This is a genomic window from Campylobacter volucris, from assembly GCF_008011665.1.
GTDB lineage: Bacteria > Campylobacterota > Campylobacteria > Campylobacterales > Campylobacteraceae > Campylobacter_D > Campylobacter_D volucris_A.
The window spans coordinates 1-17,761 of sequence record NZ_VOWJ01000014.1; the positions used below are offsets into that span (position 1 = coordinate 1).

19 protein-coding genes and 1 pseudogene are annotated in these 17,761 nt (G+C 27.2%); 18 read left to right on the plus strand and 2 right to left on the minus strand.

Features of this window, described 5'->3' with window-relative positions; translation table 11 throughout:
- The 14 genes from FPD38_RS01920 to FPD38_RS01985 form a co-directional block, all read left to right on the plus strand.
- The coding region (locus FPD38_RS01920; protein WP_261798270.1) for an alpha-2,3-sialyltransferase at positions 1 to 227 on the plus strand (227 nt) is incomplete at its 5' end.
- Positions 208 to 1,239, plus strand: coding sequence for an N-acetylneuraminate synthase family protein (locus tag FPD38_RS01925; protein WP_147555114.1), 1,032 nt, complete (start codon positions 208 to 210; stop codon positions 1,237 to 1,239). The genes FPD38_RS01920 and FPD38_RS01925, both read left to right, overlap by 20 nt.
- A complete protein-coding gene (neuC, locus tag FPD38_RS01930) occupies positions 1,236 to 2,351 on the plus strand; it encodes a UDP-N-acetylglucosamine 2-epimerase (RefSeq protein ID WP_147555115.1) in 1,116 nt (371 codons plus the stop codon). The genes FPD38_RS01925 and neuC (FPD38_RS01930) overlap by 4 nt, the downstream gene beginning before the upstream one ends.
- Positions 2,348 to 3,004, plus strand: a complete 657-nt coding sequence (locus FPD38_RS01935) for an acylneuraminate cytidylyltransferase family protein (protein ID WP_147555116.1) — start codon at positions 2,348 to 2,350, stop codon at positions 3,002 to 3,004. The genes neuC (FPD38_RS01930) and FPD38_RS01935 overlap by 4 nt, the downstream gene beginning before the upstream one ends.
- Positions 3,005 to 3,088: 84 nt before the next feature.
- Positions 3,089 to 4,096, plus strand: coding sequence for an NAD-dependent 4,6-dehydratase LegB (locus tag FPD38_RS01940; protein WP_147555117.1), 1,008 nt, complete (start codon positions 3,089 to 3,091; stop codon positions 4,094 to 4,096).
- A gap of 20 nt (positions 4,097 to 4,116) precedes the next feature.
- Positions 4,117 to 4,773 carry an acetyltransferase gene (locus tag FPD38_RS01945; RefSeq protein WP_147555118.1) on the plus strand — a complete coding sequence of 219 codons (657 nt, stop codon included), beginning with the start codon at positions 4,117 to 4,119 and terminating at the stop codon, positions 4,771 to 4,773.
- Positions 4,773 to 5,198, plus strand: coding sequence for a MaoC family dehydratase (locus tag FPD38_RS01950; RefSeq protein WP_147555119.1), 426 nt, complete (start codon positions 4,773 to 4,775; stop codon positions 5,196 to 5,198). The genes FPD38_RS01945 and FPD38_RS01950 overlap by 1 nt, the downstream gene beginning before the upstream one ends.
- Before the next feature lie 20 nt (positions 5,199 to 5,218).
- Positions 5,219 to 6,223, plus strand: coding sequence for an N-acetylneuraminate synthase (neuB, locus tag FPD38_RS01955; RefSeq protein ID WP_147555120.1), 1,005 nt, complete (start codon positions 5,219 to 5,221; stop codon positions 6,221 to 6,223).
- Positions 6,216 to 7,364, plus strand: a complete 1,149-nt coding sequence (gene neuC / locus FPD38_RS01960) for a UDP-N-acetylglucosamine 2-epimerase (RefSeq protein ID WP_147555121.1) — start codon at positions 6,216 to 6,218, stop codon at positions 7,362 to 7,364. The genes neuB and neuC (FPD38_RS01960) overlap by 8 nt, the downstream gene beginning before the upstream one ends.
- A complete protein-coding gene (locus FPD38_RS01965; protein WP_147555122.1) occupies positions 7,361 to 8,392 on the plus strand; it encodes a nucleotidyltransferase family protein in 1,032 nt (343 codons plus the stop codon). The genes neuC (FPD38_RS01960) and FPD38_RS01965 overlap by 4 nt, the downstream gene beginning before the upstream one ends.
- Positions 8,389 to 9,273 carry a Gfo/Idh/MocA family oxidoreductase gene (locus FPD38_RS01970; RefSeq protein WP_147555123.1) on the plus strand — a complete coding sequence of 295 codons (885 nt, stop codon included), beginning with the start codon at positions 8,389 to 8,391 and terminating at the stop codon, positions 9,271 to 9,273. The genes FPD38_RS01965 and FPD38_RS01970 overlap by 4 nt, the downstream gene beginning before the upstream one ends.
- Complete coding sequence (locus tag FPD38_RS01975; protein ID WP_147555124.1) at positions 9,266 to 9,973, plus strand: acylneuraminate cytidylyltransferase family protein; 708 nt, start codon at positions 9,266 to 9,268, stop codon at positions 9,971 to 9,973. The genes FPD38_RS01970 and FPD38_RS01975 overlap by 8 nt, the downstream gene beginning before the upstream one ends.
- Positions 9,973 to 10,737, plus strand: a complete 765-nt coding sequence (ptmA, locus tag FPD38_RS01980) for a flagellin modification protein PtmA (RefSeq protein WP_147555125.1) — start codon at positions 9,973 to 9,975, stop codon at positions 10,735 to 10,737. The genes FPD38_RS01975 and ptmA overlap by 1 nt, the downstream gene beginning before the upstream one ends.
- Before the next feature lie 66 nt (positions 10,738 to 10,803).
- Positions 10,804 to 12,669 carry a motility associated factor glycosyltransferase family protein gene (locus tag FPD38_RS01985; protein WP_315969945.1) on the plus strand — a complete coding sequence of 622 codons (1,866 nt, stop codon included), beginning with the start codon at positions 10,804 to 10,806 and terminating at the stop codon, positions 12,667 to 12,669.
- Between the two features lie 4 nt (positions 12,670 to 12,673).
- On the opposite strand, the gene FPD38_RS01990 is transcribed toward FPD38_RS01985, so the two are convergent.
- Entirely contained in the window at positions 12,674 to 13,483 is an 810-nt protein-coding gene (locus tag FPD38_RS01990) for a glycosyltransferase family 2 protein (RefSeq protein WP_147555126.1), read from the minus strand.
- A 47-nt stretch (positions 13,484 to 13,530) separates the two neighbouring features.
- Between FPD38_RS01990 and waaF the strand changes: the two genes are divergently transcribed.
- The 4 genes from waaF to FPD38_RS02010 all read left to right on the plus strand — a co-directional run bounded on the left by waaF (position 13,531) and on the right by FPD38_RS02010 (position 17,241).
- Entirely contained in the window at positions 13,531 to 14,454 is a 924-nt protein-coding gene (waaF, locus tag FPD38_RS01995; protein ID WP_147555127.1) for a lipopolysaccharide heptosyltransferase II, read from the plus strand.
- Between the two features lie 104 nt (positions 14,455 to 14,558).
- Positions 14,559 to 14,861, plus strand: coding sequence for an HU family DNA-binding protein (locus tag FPD38_RS02000; protein WP_147555128.1), 303 nt, complete (start codon positions 14,559 to 14,561; stop codon positions 14,859 to 14,861).
- A gap of 82 nt (positions 14,862 to 14,943) precedes the next feature.
- Positions 14,944 to 15,846 (plus strand): cysteine synthase A, encoded by a 903-nt coding sequence (cysK, locus tag FPD38_RS02005; protein ID WP_147555129.1) that lies wholly within the window; start codon positions 14,944 to 14,946, stop codon positions 15,844 to 15,846.
- A gap of 9 nt (positions 15,847 to 15,855) precedes the next feature.
- Positions 15,856 to 17,241, plus strand: coding sequence for a replicative DNA helicase (locus tag FPD38_RS02010; RefSeq protein ID WP_147555130.1), 1,386 nt, complete (start codon positions 15,856 to 15,858; stop codon positions 17,239 to 17,241).
- A 29-nt stretch (positions 17,242 to 17,270) separates the two neighbouring features.
- Here the strand turns inward: FPD38_RS02010 and tpx are convergent.
- Positions 17,271 to 17,755: pseudogene (gene tpx / locus FPD38_RS08420) on the minus strand (thiol peroxidase); the annotation flags it as partial.
- Positions 17,756 to 17,761: the final 6 nt, after the last annotated feature.

Below are 17,761 nucleotides of genomic sequence, written 5' to 3' on the forward strand. Positions count from 1 at the left end.
TAGCACCAAATGCTAATAATAATTTTATTTTGATTGATAAGGATAAAGATTGTATAAATGATGTGTTAATACCTGAAGGGAAGGATTATTATGATTTCTTTAAAAAAGAAGATGGCAAAGTCAAGCTAAAACAAAATATATATTACAAACTATTTAAAGATTTATTTCATCTTCCAAGCGATATAAAGCATTATATAAAGGAAAAATATGCAAATAAAAATAGATAATCTAATCATCTCACAAGAAAATCCTTTAATAATACCCGAAATTGGTATAAATCATAATGGAAGTTTAGAATTAGCAAAACTAATGGTAGATGCTGCAAAAAGAGCTGGAGCAAAGTTAATAAAACATCAAACCCATATAGTAGAAGATGAAATGTGCGAAGCTGCCAAAAAAGTCATACCAGGTAATGCAAAAATAAGCATATATGAAATAATGAAAAATTGTGCTTTAAGCTATAAAGATGAACTAGCCTTAAAAGAATACACTCAAAAGCTAGGACTTGTTTATCTTAGTACTCCTTTTAGTAGAGCTGCAGCCAATCGTTTAGAAGATATGGGAGCAAGTGCTTATAAGATAGGCTCAGGTGAATGCAACAATTATCCTTTAATCAAGCATATAGCACAATTTAAAAAACCTATGATAATAAGCACTGGAATGAATAGCATAGAAAGCATAAAACCAACTATTAAAATTTTAAAAGAATATGAAATTCCTTTTGTATTGCTTCATACTACAAATTTATATCCTACCCCTTCTCATTTAGTAAGACTTAATGCTATGTTGGAACTATATAAAGAATTTAATTGTCTTTATGGTTTAAGCGATCATACCACAAATAATCTTGCGTGCTTAGGAGCCATAGCACTTGGAGCAAGTGTAATAGAAAGACATTTTACAGATACTATGGATAGAAATGGTCCTGATATAGTTTGTTCTATGGATGAAGATGCTTTAAAAGAACTTATAATAAATACAAAAGAAATGGTTCTTTTAAGAGGAAATAATAATAAAAACGCATTAAAAGAAGAGCAAATAACGATTGATTTTGCTTTTGCTAGTGTAGTAAGCATAAAAGATATAAAAAAGGGTGAAATTTTATCTATGGATAATATATGGGTTAAAAGACCAAGCAAAGGTGGCATTAGCGCAAAAGAATTTGAAAATATCTTAGGCAAAAAAGCTAAAAAAGATATAAAAAATGATACTCAACTTAGCTGGGAAGACTTTGAATGAAAAAAATTGTTTTTGTAAGTGGAACAAGAGCTGATTTTTCTAAAATTAAATCTTTAATGTTAAAAATTGAAAAATCTTGCGAATTTGAATTATTTATCTTTGCAACAGGTATGCATATGAATAAAAATTTTGGATATACTTACAAAGAAATAGAAAAATGCGGTTTTAAAAATATATATAAATTCATAAATCATGATAAATATTATCAAATGGATAAGGCCTTATCGGCAACTATAGATGGTTTTTCTAAATTTATACATGAAATAGAACCTGATTTAATAGTGGTTCATGGTGATAGGATAGAGCCATTAGCTGCAGCTATAGTTGGGGCTTTAAATAATATTTTGGTAGCTCATATAGAAGGTGGGGAGCTTTCAGGAACTATAGATGATAGTTTAAGACATAGCATAAGCAAACTTGCTCATATACATTTAGTAAATGATGAAATAGCTAAAAAAAGATTAATGCAAATGGGAGAAAATGAAAAATCAATCTTTATTATAGGCTCTCCTGATCTAGAAATTTTAAACAATAATAAAATTTCTCTACAAGAAGCTAAAAGATACTATGATATAGATTATGAAAATTATGCTATGGCTATCTTCCATCCAGTCACTACCGAATTTGATACTATGGCTAAACAAAGCGAAGAGTTTGTAAATGCTCTTATAAAAAGTGATAAAAATTATATTATCATTTATCCAAATAATGACTTAGGATTTGAGTTTATAATGCACTCATATGAAAAATTAAAAACAAATAAGAAATTTAAACTATTTCCATCTTTAAGATTTGAATACTTTATAAGCTTACTCAACAATGCTGATTTTATAATAGGAAATTCAAGCTGTATTTTAAAAGAAGCTTTATATCTTGGTATAAATGGAATTTTAGTAGGCTCAAGGCAAAATCAAAGAGCTGACATAGATAAGGTAGTAAATACTAAAGCAAAAGAAGATGAAATTTTAAAAGCTATAAATAATTTGATAAAAACCAATAAAACAATAGCTAACATAGATATGCTAAACAGCTCTGATGAGTTTTTTAAATTGTTAAAAAATGGAATATTATTTAAGGCAAAAAAACAAAAAAATTTTGTGGATAGAATATGACTTTAGCCATAATACCAGCTCGTGCAGGATCAAAAAGTATTAAAAATAAAAATTTAATTCCTTTAAAGGATAAGCCACTTTTATACTACACTATAAATGCTGCAAAAAATTCAAATTGTATAGATAAAATTGTTTTAAGTAGTGATGGAGATGAGATATTAGAATATGGAAAAAGTCAAAATATTGATATTTTAAAAAGACCTAAAGAATTAGCACTAGATGATACAACTAGTGATAAGGTAATCTTGCATACTTTAAATTTTTATAAAGATTATGAAAATATTATTTTATTGCAGCCTACTTCACCGCTTAGAACAAATATGCATATAAATGAAGCTTTTTTAAAATTCAAAAACGAAAAAGCAAATGCACTAATAAGCGTTATAGAGTATAATAATAAAATTTTAAAAGCTTTTATAGAAGAAAATGGAAATTTAAAAGGAATTTGTAATGACATTTATCCATTTACACCTAGACAAAAATTACCTAAAACTTATATGAGTAATGGTGCTATTTATATAATAAAAACTGATTTATTTTTGAAAAATCCTACTTTTTTGCAAGATAAAACAAGTTATTATATAATGGATGAAAAATCGAGTATAGATATAGATAGTTTGGGTGATTTGGAAAAAGTATATAGATTTATATAAATAATCAATATTTATAAACATGGTTCTTAAGAATATTGATTATTTATTCAATGCTATCATTACACAAAAAATTAAAGAAAAATCATGAAAAAGATATTAATCACAGGTGCAGATGGTTTTATAGGTTCGCATTTGGTTGAAATGCTTTATGAGCAAAGCAAAATGCAAGAGTCGTCATTTTATGGATATGAGATTAGAGCTTTAAGCCAGTATAATTCTTTTAATCATTGGGGATGGCTTGAAGATATCAAGTGTTTAAAAGATATTGAAGTAGTTTGTGGGGATATTCGAGATCCATTTTTTTGTAAAAATATCACTAAAGATGTAGAAATCATTTTTCATTTGGCTGCTTTGATTGCTATACCATTTTCTTACATCGCTCCTTCATCTTATGTGGAAGTTAATGTCAATGGGACTTTAAATATATGTCAAGGTGCGCTTGAAAATAATGTAAAACGCATCATCCATACAAGCACGAGTGAAGTTTATGGCACTGCTTTGTATATGCCTATTGATGAAAAACATCCTTTGCAAGCACAAAGTCCTTATTCAGCTAGTAAAATAGGTGCTGATGCAATGGCGATGAGTTTTTATAATGCTTTTAATCTTCCACTAACTATAGCAAGGCCTTTTAACACTTATGGTCCAAGACAAAGTGCAAGAGCGGTTATACCTACTATCATCACACAAATTGCAAATGGGGCTAAACAGATCAAGCTTGGAGATGTAACGCCTACTAGAGATTTTAACTATGTAAAAGATACTTGTGCAGGATTTTTAGAGTTAGCTCAATGTAAAAATTCCATAGGCGAGGTGGTAAATATAGGTTCAAATTATGAAATTAGTATTAAAGATACTTTAGAGCTTATTAAAAAACTTATGAATTCAAATGTGGAATTTATCATAGAAAATGAGCGTATAAGACCTAAAAATAGTGAAGTTTTTAGACTTAGATGTGATAATAGTAAAATCAAAAATCTTACTAATTTTATACCTCAATATGACATAGAAAAAGGTTTAAGCCAAACTATAGAATGGTTTAGCAATCCTTTAAATTTAAAAAAATATAAAAGCAATATTTATAATGTTTGAATTCTTAAAAAGGTGCAAAAATGAATAAATATATAATTGGTGCTAGCGGTTTTTCTAATGAATTAACTCAATATATACTCCAAGATGGGGGGGGGATATGTGGATATTTTGATATAAATGATAATGGGTATAAAAAATATAATTTTAAAGCACCTTTTTTAGGAAGTGAAGATTTATATGATTTTAAAAACAATGATGCTGTAATCATTTGTATTTCAAATCCTAATATCCGTAAAATTATTTATCATAAACTTCAAATTAAAAATGTTAATATTTTTAGTTTTATTAGCTCTTTAGCTTTTGTATCTTGTGAAGCTAAAATATCACAAGGTGCTATTATTTGTCCTTTTGTAAGTATCACTTCTAATTGCTCTATTGGTGTGAATTTTCAAGCAAATATTTATAGTTATGTTGCTCATGATTGTATTATTGGAGATAATGTGACTTTTTCACCTGCTGTTAAATGCAATGGGAATGTTATCATTGGAAATAATGTTTTTATAGGAACTGGAGCTATTATACATCAAGGAAAACCTTCAAAACCTTTGGTGATAGAAGACAATAGTGTTATAGCGGCTGGCTCTGTGGTAACAAAAAGTATAAAATCTGGCGAGGTTGTTTTTGGAAATCCTGCTATTAAATTAACAAAAGAAAATTTTAAAAAAAGAGTAAATTGATGAAATCTAAAAAAACATTCGGAGTAAATTTAGATAAAATACAAATTGGAATGCAAGAAAGCTATAGTTGTATAATCACTGAAGAACAAGTTGTAAAATTTGCTGAACTTTCAGGAGATAAAAATCCTATTCATTTAGATGAACAATACGCATCTAAAAGTAGATATAAAAAAAGATTAGCACATGGACTTTTTTGCGCATCTTTTTTCTCTGCAATGTTTGGCACAAAATTACCTGGAGAAGGATGTGTATATGCAAATCAAAAACTTTATTTTAAAAGGCCGATATATATAGGAGATATGGTAGAAGCTAGTATAGAGGTTTTAAAAATAGATTATGCAAAAAAGAAAGTGATTTTTAAAACTATATGTAGGGTTAAAAATAAGATTGCTATAGATGGAGAAGCAGAAATTTTTATCCCTTAATTTATATAATAAGGAATAAAATGCAAAAAACCATAATCATAGCTGAAGCTGGAGTTAATCATAATGGTGATATAAATATCGCAAAAAAACTTATAGAAGTAGCTAGTGAAGCTGGAGCTGATTATGTAAAATTTCAAAGTTTTATAGCTAGTGATTGTGTCAGTAAAATAGCAAAAAAAGCTTCTTATCAGCTTGCAAATACAGATGAAAACCAAAGCCAATTAGATATGATTAAAAAGCTAGAGCTTGATGAAAAGGCACATGAAGAATTAATCAAGCATTGCAATAAGTGTGGCATTAAATTTCTTTCAACTCCTTTTGACTTAAAAAGTATAGAGCTTTTGGCTAGATTAAATGTGGAATTATTTAAGATTCCAAGTGGTGAGCTTACAAACTATCCTTATCTTAAAAAAATTGCTTCATATGATAAAAATATCATTCTTTCAACAGGTATGGCTACACTTTTAGAGATTCAAAATGCTTTAAATGTTTTAACAAGTAATGGCACTCAAAGAGAAAAAATTACTATCTTACATTGTAATAGTGAGTATCCAACACCATTTGAAGATGCGAATTTAAAGGCTATGCAAACTTTAAAAGAAACTTTTAATTTACCTGTGGGGTATTCTGATCATACTTTGGGTATAAGCATACCTATAGCAGCTGTGGCTATGGGAGCTTGTGTGATAGAAAAGCATTTTACTTTAGATAAAACTATGCAAGGACCCGATCACAAAGCTTCACTAGATGTAAATGAGTTAAAAGCTATGGTAAAAAGCATTAAAGATATAGAGAAAGCTTTAGGGGATGGGGTTAAAAAGCCAAGCAAAAGTGAAATGAAAAATATCGATATAGTTAGAAAATCTTTAGTGGCTAAAAAAGCTATTAAAAAAGGTGAGCGTTTTGGTGAAGAAAATCTTACTACAAAGCGTCCAGGAAATGGAATTTGTGCGATGAATTATGAAAAATATATAGGAAAAATAGCACAAAAAAATTATCAAGAAGACGAGCTTATTAATGAATAGAAAAATTTGTGTAGTAAGTGGGACTAGAGCTGAGTGGTATTTGTTAAAAAATTTATGTAAAGAAATAAAAAATGATAAAGATTTAACACTTCAGCTTATAGTAAGTGCTTCTCATTTAAGTCATGATTTTGGCTTAACTTATAAAGATATAGAAAAAGAATTTAAAATAGATAAAAAAATCAATATTTTATTAAGTTCAAATGATAGTATAGGTATTTGTAAAAGCATGGGGCTTTTACAAATTTCATTATGCGAGGCTTTTGAAGAATTAAAGCCAGATATTGTAGTAATTTTAGGTGATAGATATGAAATGTTAGCAGTTGCAAGTACTTGTTTGATGATGCAAATTCCATCAGCCCATTTGTGTGGAGGAGAATTAACCTTAGGTGCTATGGATGATAGTATAAGACATGCTATTACTAAAATGTCGCATTTGCATTTTGTAAGCACAGGGCTTTATGCTAAAAGAGTTATTCAACTTGGAGAAAATTCTAAAAGAGTTTTTAATGTGGGCTCAATAGGCGGAGAAATCATACAAAATATGCAATTTTTGAATAAAGAAGAATTACAAAATCAATTAAATTTAAAATTTAATGAAAATATATATTTAATTACCTATCATCCACAAACTTTAAATTTAAAATCAACCCAAAAAGAAATTGAAATTTTATTAAATTTTTTAGACCAATTAGAAAATGCTACTTTGATTTTTACTAAGGCAAATGCTGATGAAAATGGCTTAATGATTAATGAAATTTTAAAAAAATATTGTGATGAAAATAAAAATAAGGCCAGTTTGTTTGATAATTTAGGTTCTTTAAAATATTTAAGTCTTATGAAATTTGCTAAAGCAGTGATTGGAAATAGTTCAAGTGGAATTTGTGAAAGTCCTTTTTTTAAAACTCCTTGTATTAATATAGGAGATAGACAAAAGGGTAGAATTTTTGCTAAAAATATTATTAGTGTTAGCATTAATGACTTAGATAAAGCTTGGAAAATATTTAATTCAAAATCATATAAAGATGAATTAAAAACTATGGTAAATCCTTTTGCAAGTAAAAATTCTAGTTATAAAATTAAAACAATTTTAAAAGAGCAAAATTTAAAATCATTATTATTTAAAGAGTTTGTGGATTTATGAATATAGAAAAATTAAAACTTAAAGAAAAATCTAGCATCAAAGAAGCTTTAGCTACCATAGGGAATTTAAGAGTTAGACTTGGTGTGGTAGTCGATGAAAAGGATAAATTTTTAGGCATTATTAGTGATTCTAATATTAGAAAAGCATTGATTAATGGTTATAAGCTAAATGATAGCATAGAAAAAATTTATACAAAAAATCCTATTGTGGTTGATGAGCAAACTAGTGAAAAATCTTTATTAAATTTAAGTGCGAAATATGATATTTATGATTTCCCGGTTGTTAATAAGCATGGTAAGATCATTCAAATTAAATCCATTGCTTCTTTGCTAAACAAAAACAAAAACAAAAATCAAGTTATTTTAATGGCAGGAGGCTTAGGTACTAGATTAAAAGAGCTAACTAAAAATACTCCAAAGCCTATGCTAAAAATTGGTAATAGACCTATACTTGAAACTATTATCACAAGATTAAATGAACAAAATTTTGAAAATTTTACACTTTGTTTAAACTATAAAAAACACATCATCCAAAAATATTTTCAAGATGGGGCTAAATTTGGTGTAAATATTGATTATATAATTGAAGAAAAGAAATTAGGTACAGCAGGGGCCTTAAGCTTGATAAAAAAAGATATAAATGAAAGTTTTATTGTAATGAATGCTGATATTTTAACCGAACTTGATTTTAATCAATTATTAAAAGCACACAAAAAGAGCAAAGCTTTAATGAGTGTAGCTCTTAGAGAATTTAGCTATCAAGTTCCTTATGGTGTTATAGAGCTTGAAAATAAATTTATTACTAAAATTACTGAAAAACCAACTTATAAATTTTTAGTTAGTGCGGGAATTTATGTATGTGAGCCTTGTGTGCTTTCATTTTTAGAAAAAAATCAATACCTTGATATGCCTGATTTGATTAAAATAATTATGCAAAAGGGTAAGGTAAATTCATTTGTGATTGATGATTATTGGATTGATATAGGAAGAATGGATGAGTTTTTAAAAGCTAGTGAGGACTTTAAGTGAAAGCTTTGATTATAGGTTTTGGAAGTATAGGTAAAAAGCATTTTTTAGCCTTAAAAGAGCTTGGATATGAAGTTCATATAGTTTCTAAAACTTATAAGCAAAGAAATTTTTTTCATATAAGTGAAGTAAATTTAAAAGAATATGATTTATTTATCATAGCAAATATAACAACAGAACATTTTAAAATTTTAAAATTCATAGATGAAAATGTAAAAGATAAAATCATCTTAGTCGAAAAACCTTTATTTGAAAAATATAAAAAATTTATACCTAGTTTAAATAATCAAATTTATATCGCTTATCTTTTAAGGTTTAATCCCTTGGTGAAAGATTTAAAAAATATATTGTGTGAAGATAAGGGTGTTTATTTTGCCAAATTTGTTTGTTCATCATATTTACCAAATTGGCGTGATGTTGATTATACTAAAAATTATAGTGCTAAAAAAGAATTAGGCGGGGGAGTTTTGTTAGATTTATCTCACGAATTAGATTTAGCCTTTTATTTTTTTGATAATTTAAAACTTTTATATAGTCAAAATTTAAAAATTTCAGAGCTTAAAATAAATAGCGATGATTTTGCTTTTTTAGCTTTAAAAGCCAAGAAAAAATTAATTCATATAAGACTTGATTATTTTTCTAAATTTGTTAAACGAGAAATTGTATTTTGCTCTAAAGAAAAATCTTACAAAGTTGATTTGATTTCAAATCAATTATTTGTTTTTGATAAAAATGGTTTAATAGAAGAAAAAAAATACGAAAATGATACAATCAATACTTTAAAAAATATGCACAAAGCAATTTTAAAAAAAGATGAAAATTTATGCACTTTAAATGAAGCTTTTAAAATTTTAAAACTATGTGATAAGGTTAAAAATGGATAATATTTTATGCACTATTTGTGCAAGAGGCGCAAGTAAGGGAGTAAAAAATAAAAATATTAAAAAAATTAATGATTTAGAATTAATTGCTTATAGCATAATCCAAGCTAAAAATTCCAAACTTTTTAAGCATATAGTAATTAGCACAGATAGTGATGAAATAGCACAAGTTGCTTTAAAATATGGCGGAGAAGTTTTTTTCAAAAGAGATGAAAATTTGGCAAAAGATGATAGTGCTAAATTGCCTGTTATAAAAGATGCTTTGTTAAAAAGCGAAGAATATTTTAATACCAAATTTGACACTATAATAGATCTTGATGCTTCTGCACCTTTGCGAAATAGTAAAGATATTTGCAAAGCATATGAGCTTTTTAAACAAGAAAAAAAATCAAATTTAATTACAGCTACTCTAGCAAGACGCAACCCATATTTTAATCTAATAGAAGTAGATAACGATGAGGTAAAAAAATCTAAAGAAGGGAATTTCACTACGCGTCAAAGTGCTCCAAAATGCTATGATATGAATGCTAGTATTTATATTTTTACTAGGGAAAAATTGTTAAAAAATGATACTTTATTTGGAAAAAATACGAGTTTGTATATAATGGATGAAAAAACAGCTTTTGATATAGATAGTGAGTTTGATTTTGAAATAGTTGAATTTTTAATCAAAAAGGCTAATTTAAAACAGGAAGATTTTTAATGATTAAAGATAAAGTAGTATTTATAATAGGAGCATGTGGCCGTATAGGAAGTGCTTTGAGCAAGGCGTGTTTAGAGCATAATGGAAAAATTATCATTGCAGATATTAACGAAGAAAGATTATCTCACTTAGCATTAAAATTAAATAATAAAGAACGCATTTTAAGCAAAAAAATTGATATAAATGATCAAAAAGCAATCGAAGATTGTTTAAAAGAAGCTGTTTTAAAATTTGGAAAAATTGATGCTTTTGTTAATTGTGCTTATCCTGTGAGTAAAGATTGGGGGAAAATTGCTTATTATGAGGCAAATTATGAACAAATTTGTGAGAGTTTAAATTTGCATTTGGCTAGTTTTATTTTTATAGCTAATATAATGGTAAAATTTTTTAAAAAGCAAGGATTTGGAAATATTATTAATTTAAGTTCAATTATGGGTGTTTATGCACCTAAATTTGAAAATTATAAAGGAACTTCCATGCAAAGTTCTTTAGAATATAGTGTGATTAAAGCAGGCATTAATCATCTTGGTATTTGGCTTGCTAAGGAGCTTTTTAATACAAATATAAGAGTAAATAGCGTAGCCTTTGGTGGTATAAAGGATAATCAACCTCAAGTGTTTTTAGATGCTTATAGAAAGTGTTGTGCTTCTAAAGGTATGCTAGATGCTAATGATGTGTGTGGGACTTTGATATTTTTAATGTCAGATTATTCTAAATTTATAACAGGGCAAATTATAATAGTAGATGATGGATGGGGACTTTGATGAATATTTTAGAAAATAATATTAATGCGGTATTTGATCATAATTTAAAAGAGCAATTAAAAAAAAGTGAATCAAACTTATCAAATAGTGCAAGGTGATGATAATTTAGATATAAATATCATAGACGGGGGGGGGTATAGCCTTTATGATAAGCCGCTAGAAGAATTAAATAAAACATTAAATTTATATAACGATAAATATCTTTTATATCCTGTATTATTTTTTTATGGTTTTGGAAGTGGAATTTTATACAAAGCTCTTTTGCAAAATCCAAATCATAAGATTATTTTAATATTTGAACCTGATGTAAATATAATCTATACCATGTTTAAAGCGATAGATTTTTCTCAAGAATTGAAAGAAAATAGATTATTATTACTGGATCCAAAAAATTTAAGCATACATGATTTAAAAGCTATATGTTTAAACAAAAATATATTTAATTTTTTAAGGACTTATTTTTTAGAGATACATTGTGATTATTATGATGGCAAGTACCAAGAAGAAATTTTAAAATTAAATTCTTTAATACAAGATGCCATACGAGAAAGTATTTTTTCACATGGTAATTCTCCAGTTGATTATTTACAGGGTATAAAGCATTTTATACAAAATATTCCTAAAATGATAGCTCATCCAAGCTATAAAGAATTATTAAATAAAAGAAAAAATTTAAGTGATACAGCTATCATAGTCTCAACAGGTCCTAGCTTAACTAAACAACTTCCACTTTTAAAACAATATCAAAACAAAGCCAGTATATTTTGTGCTGATAGTGCTTACCCTATACTTGCAAAAGCAAATATTAAACCTGATTATGTTTTTTCACTTGAAAGAACTGATTTCACTAGTGAATTTTTTAATCATGATTTTGGTGAATTTGATAAAGATATTTTATTTATTGTAAAATCTGTAGTCCATCCAAATACTATTAAATATTTAGAAAAAAAGAAATCCTATGGAGGAAATTACACAATAATTTCTAATCCTTCAAATTTTATAGCTAATGTTAAACTTGATCATTTTGGATATTTTGGTATGGGTCATAGTGTAGCTCATATGGCATATACTTTAGCAAGCTATTTAAATCATAAAAATATAGTTTTAATAGGACAAGATTTAGCCTATAATGATATAGGAGAATCTCATCCAAAAGATTATCAAAATTCATCTACCTTTGAAACTGATACTTATGAGCATATGGATGTGCTTGGGTATGGCGGAAAAGATATGGTTAAGACCCATTGTATATGGCTTTGGTTTAAAAGTACTTTAGAGAATCTTATAGCTACAAATAAATTTTTGATAACTTATAATTGCACCGAAGGTGGAGCAAGAATAAATGGAACCATTGAAGAGCCTTTTAAGCAAGTATGTGAAAAATTATTAAAAAAAGATTTGAATAAGCCTTTTACAAAACTTGAAAATTTAAATTTAAATAAACAAAATGAATTATTGTTAAAAGCATATTATAGAATAAATAAAGATATACAAATTTGTGAAAAATTAAGTAAAAATTTTAATGATGAGTTAGAATTAATATTAAATGATATTGATTTAATAGGTTATCAAAATGATAAAGAGTTATTAGAAAACATTATGCAGAAAATAAACACGATTAAAACAAAAGTAGAAAGTTTGTTAATGCATAGTTTATGTGAAGTGCTTAATCCTTTAATTAGACAATTTGAATTAAATTTAGCAAGAATTTATGTGTTAAATCCAAAAACACAAGAAGATAGCTACAATAAATCAATGCTTTGGATAAAAGAACACCTAGATTGGATAAAATTAATCATAGCTCATATAGACTCTCAAAAGGAAGTTTTACAAAGAAGTATAGTTACAACTAAAGATGAGCTTATAGAAAAAGGTTTTCTAAATTTAGTAGAAAAAATCGAGCAAAGAGCTTTAAAAAATGTTAATTTTTGATATTTTATAATCTATTTTTTAAATTTATTAAATCCATTTTAAAAATTCCAAATAATTTTTCATTAAAATTTTTATAATTAAAATTATATGAGAGCTTTTTTATAAGCTCAAAGCTTCTTTTTTTGTCTTTATAATTTTGATATAAAATTTCCTTATTTTTATTTTCATATCTTCCAAATTCATTAAATTCATAATGATAAAAACATTCTTTAGATATAAAAAAACTCTCACTAATTATAAAATTTATATAGTTAAAAAACACATCTTCACCATAACACAATCTTTCATATATATCAAAATATTCAAAACTTTTAAGTAAATTTACCTTTTTATAAAGTTTAGCCCAAACACTCCAACAAAAATGCTTTTGATTGAGTAAAAAAATTAAAAAATCATCCTTATTAAAATACTCATTATTTTTAAATCTATAAAATTTTTTAAATTTAACTCTATGAACAAAAGCATCAAAAATGATCATATCAATATCATTTTTTATATTTTCCAAAGCTATCTCACAAGCATTAAGCTCTAGATAATCATCAGGATCTAAAAACATTATATAGGGTGAGTTTGAGTTTAATACGCCTATATTTCTACTTGCAAAAGTGCCTAAATTTTTATCATTATGTATGATTTTAACTCTTTTGTCTTTACTAGCATATTCTTTTGCTATATCTATGCTTTTATCACTTCCAAAATCATCTACTACTATGATTTCTATATCTTTAAAAGTTTGATTTATACAACTATCTAATGCTCTAGCTATATATTTTTCTACATTATAAGTTGGAAGTATTATGGAAATTTGACTCATTTAAAACCCTTGATTATGTTAAAATTATATCTTTTTTAAGGATGAAAATGAAAATTTTTATAAATCTACCTACTTGGCTTGGCGATGCTGTTATGGCAAGTGCGGCAATTTATGCAATAAAAGAAAAATATCCAGATGCTAATTTTTTATTTTATGGTTCTTTTGTTAGCACGGAGCTTTTTAAAAATTTACAAAATTCAAAAATATTAGTAGAGAATAAAAAACGAAGATTTTTTTCAATTTTTAAACTTAGAAAAGAACTTGGAGAATTTGATCTTGCTATTAGTTTTAGATCAGCTTTTTCAAGTAAGATAATCTTAAATTTAATAAAAGTAAAAAAAAGATTTTATTTTGATAAAAATTACAATAAAAATGAACATCAAGTTTTAAAATATCTAAAATTCATAGAAAATTCTTTAAATTTTAAGGCTAATTCAAATTCTTTAAAACTACCTATAAAAGCAAAAACTACAAAAAAAATTCTAGGGATAAATGCCGGTGCTCATTATGGAAGTGCTAAAAGATGGAATAGTGAGTATTTTGCACAAGTAGCAAAAGAATTTGCATCTACTCATAAAATAATAATCTTTGGTGTAAAAACCGAACAAAAAATATGTGATGAAATACAAAATTTACTTTTAAAAGATGGGGTGCAAGCTAAAAATTTATGTGGAAAAACTAGTATTTTTACTTTGTGTAAAAATATATCCATGCTAGATATTTTAATCACCAATGATAGCGGACCTATGCACATAGGTGCAGCTTATGGAGTAAAAACCATAGCCATTTTTGGATCAACTAATTTTCATCAAACATCACCTTGGCAAAAAAATTCAAGATTAGCATATTTAAATTTAGCTTGCATGCCTTGTATGAAAAGAATTTGTCCTTTAAAACACCATGCATGTATGAATGATTTAAAGCCGCAAATTGTTATAGATAAGGCAAGAAAATTGCTAGATAATATTTAATCTTGTAAAAATTAAATAATATTTAATTAAAATTGCTCAAAACCCTTGCAAAAGCTATTTAAATGTGTTAAACTTAACAACTATTTTAAAAAAAGGAGCTTTTTATGACTAAAGCAGATTTTATTTCTCAAGTTGCTCAAACTGCGGGGCTAACTAAAAAAGACGCAACTGCTGCTACAGATGCGGTTATTGCTACTATTAGTGATGTGTTAGCAAAAGGTGATAGCATTAGCTTTATAGGTTTTGGTACTTTTTCAGTAGCTGAAAGAGCTGCTAGAACAGCTAGAGTTCCAAGCACAGGAAAAACTATCGAAGTTCCTGCTACTAAAGTTGCTAAATTTAAAGTGGGTAAAAATCTTAAAGATGCAGTTGCTGCTGCTAAGGCTACTAAAAAAGCTAAAAAATAATTTTTAAAGCAAGAGTTTAAACTCTTGCATTTTTCTATTAATATTCTTTTGATATTGTTTTTTAAAATATTAAGAGGAAACAATGCGAATTTATAATAATATCTTAGAATGTATAGGAAATACTCCAATAATTTCTCTAAAAGAATTTTCATCTAATCTTTACGCAAAGTGTGAGTATCTTAATCCAAGTCACTCTATAAAAGATCGAGCTTCTTTTGGAATGATAACTCAAGCTTTCAAAGATGGAAAAATAAATCAAGATTCAACTATTATTGAAGCTAGTAGTGGAAACACAGGTATTGCTCTAGCAATGATTTGTGCAAGTTTAAAACTAAAACTTATTATTGCTATGCCAGAATCTATGAGTATTGAGCGTAGAAAGATGATGAGCTTTTTTGGAGCAAAGCTTGAATTAACTCCTGCTGATAAAGGCATGCAAGGAGCATTAGATAGAGCAAAAGAACTTTCAAGGGAAATACCTAATTCATTTATAATTAGCCAATTTGAAAATATTAATAGTAAAAATGCTCATAAAAATGAAACAGCTTTAGAAATTTTAAATATTATGCCCGATGTCGATATTTTTGTTGCAGGTTTTGGAACAGGTGGGACGATTAGTGGTGTAGGAGAAATTTTAAAAGAGAAAAATCCTAATGTTAAAGTTATTGCTATAGAGCCAAAATCTTCTCCTCTTTTGAGTCAAAATATAGCTTCAAGTCATAAAATTCAAGGCATAGGGGCGAATTTTATCCCTAAAATTTTAAATCAAGATATTATAGATGAAATTTGGTGTGTAAGCAATGAAGATGCGATAAATACTACTTTAAAACTTGGAAAAATTGGCATTATGGCAGGAATATCAAGTGGTGCTAATGTTTTTATAGCTTCGCAAATTGCAAAGCAAAATAAAGATAAAAAGGTTTTAACCGTGTTAAATGATACAGCCGAGAGATATTTATCAACGGATTTGTTTTTAAATTTATAGGAGTGGTTGATGAGTCAAAATAATGAACATTTTGATTTAGATTTAGAAAGAGCTATACTTAGTTCTTGTATTTATAGTGAGGATTCTTTTTTTAGTATTTCTTCAGATATTGAAATCAATGATTTTTCACTCAAAGCTCATCAAGATATTTATAAAGCAATTTTAGCTTGTGTGAATGCTGGCGAACCAATTAGTATTAGTTTTATCAAAAAACATAAAAAGGTTGATGAGGAAATTTTAGCTGAAATTTTAGCTACCACTTCTATAGCTGATGTTAGTAAATATGCTCATGAATTAAAAGAAAAATCAATTAGAAGACAACTTTTAAATTTTGCTTATACTATTCCAACTAGAGTCAATGAAGATAAAAGTATTTCTCAAATTTCAGATGAAATTGGTAAGGAAATTTTTAATCTAACCAATAGAGTAAATTCTAGTAGTATCAAAGATGTAACCATGGTTATGTCTGAATTGATGGAAGAATTTAAAAAATTAAAGGAATCAGAAACTAAAGATATTTTAGGACTTGATACAGGTTTTAGTGAGCTTAATAAAATGACAAAAGGCTTTAAAGCAGGAGATCTCATCATCATTGCTGCACGGCCTGGTATGGGTAAGACTACAATTTGTTTAAATTTTATAGAAAAAACTTTAAGACAAAACAAAGGCGTAGTGATGTTTTCACTAGAAATGCCTGCAACCCAAATCATGCAAAGATTAATTAGTGCTAAAACATCTATTCCATTACAAAAAATTTTAGTTGCTGATTTAAATGACGATGAGTGGAGTAGAGTGGGTGATGCTTGTAATGAGTATTCTCAAAAAAATCTTTATATTTATGATAATGGTTATGCTAGTATAGCCGATATACGCTCGATTTTAAGAAAAATCAAAGCTCAAGATGAAAGCATAGAGCTTTGTGTGGTTGATTATATAGGTCTTATGATGAGTAATTCTGTATTTAATGATAGACATTTGCAAGTGAGTGAAATTTCAAGAGGTTTAAAACTTTTAGCAAGAGAATTAAATATGCCAGTAATTGCATTATCTCAGCTCAATCGTTCATTAGAAAGTAGAGCAAATAAGCGTCCTATGCTTAGTGATTTAAGAGAAAGTGGAGCTATAGAGCAAGATGCTGATACTATTTTGTTTGTATATAGAGATGAAGTGTATAGAGAACAAGAAGAAAAAGAACGAGAGAATAAAGCAAAAATGGAAGGAAAGAATTATGAAAGAAAATTTCTACCAAATCCTGTCCAAGAAAAAGCTGAACTAATCATAGGTAAAAACAGAAATGGTCCAGTAGGTCATGTAGATTTGTTATTTTTAAAAGAAAAATCTTGTTTCATAGAAGCTCCTAAAGAAGAATTTGTTGTGACTAATTTTGAAGAATGAGGTAAGCTATAGCCATAATTTTCATACATAAATATTTCTAAATCTTTAAAGTCAAGTTTTTCCATAATATCTTTACTAAATTGCTTATAAACAATTTTGCCATTTTTTACTACAAAAATAGCTCGAGTTAAAAGCCCAGCAAAGATGCTACTGCCTATTAAAGTGCCATTTTAAACCAAATTCTTTAAATGCAAAATCACTAGCAAACATTATATTAGCAGTGCCTTCTGTGGCGCAAAACCTATCTATTGCAAAAGGAAGATCCATATGTTGATTAAAATTACTTCTATATTTTTCATAGAGGCAAGTTTTTTGTTTGTTTCTTTGGCTTGTTTAGAGCAAACTGGAGTATCTAAACTTGGAACACTTAATAAAATTTGAGTTTTTTTAGCAGGAGCTGTTTCTATAGAAGCTAAATTTTTAGTTTTTAGTGTGAGTTTTGGGGCGTTATCTCTATATTTAATTCATTTCCTAATAATTTAATTTCTTGATTTTTAAATTTTACAATCGCCATATTTAC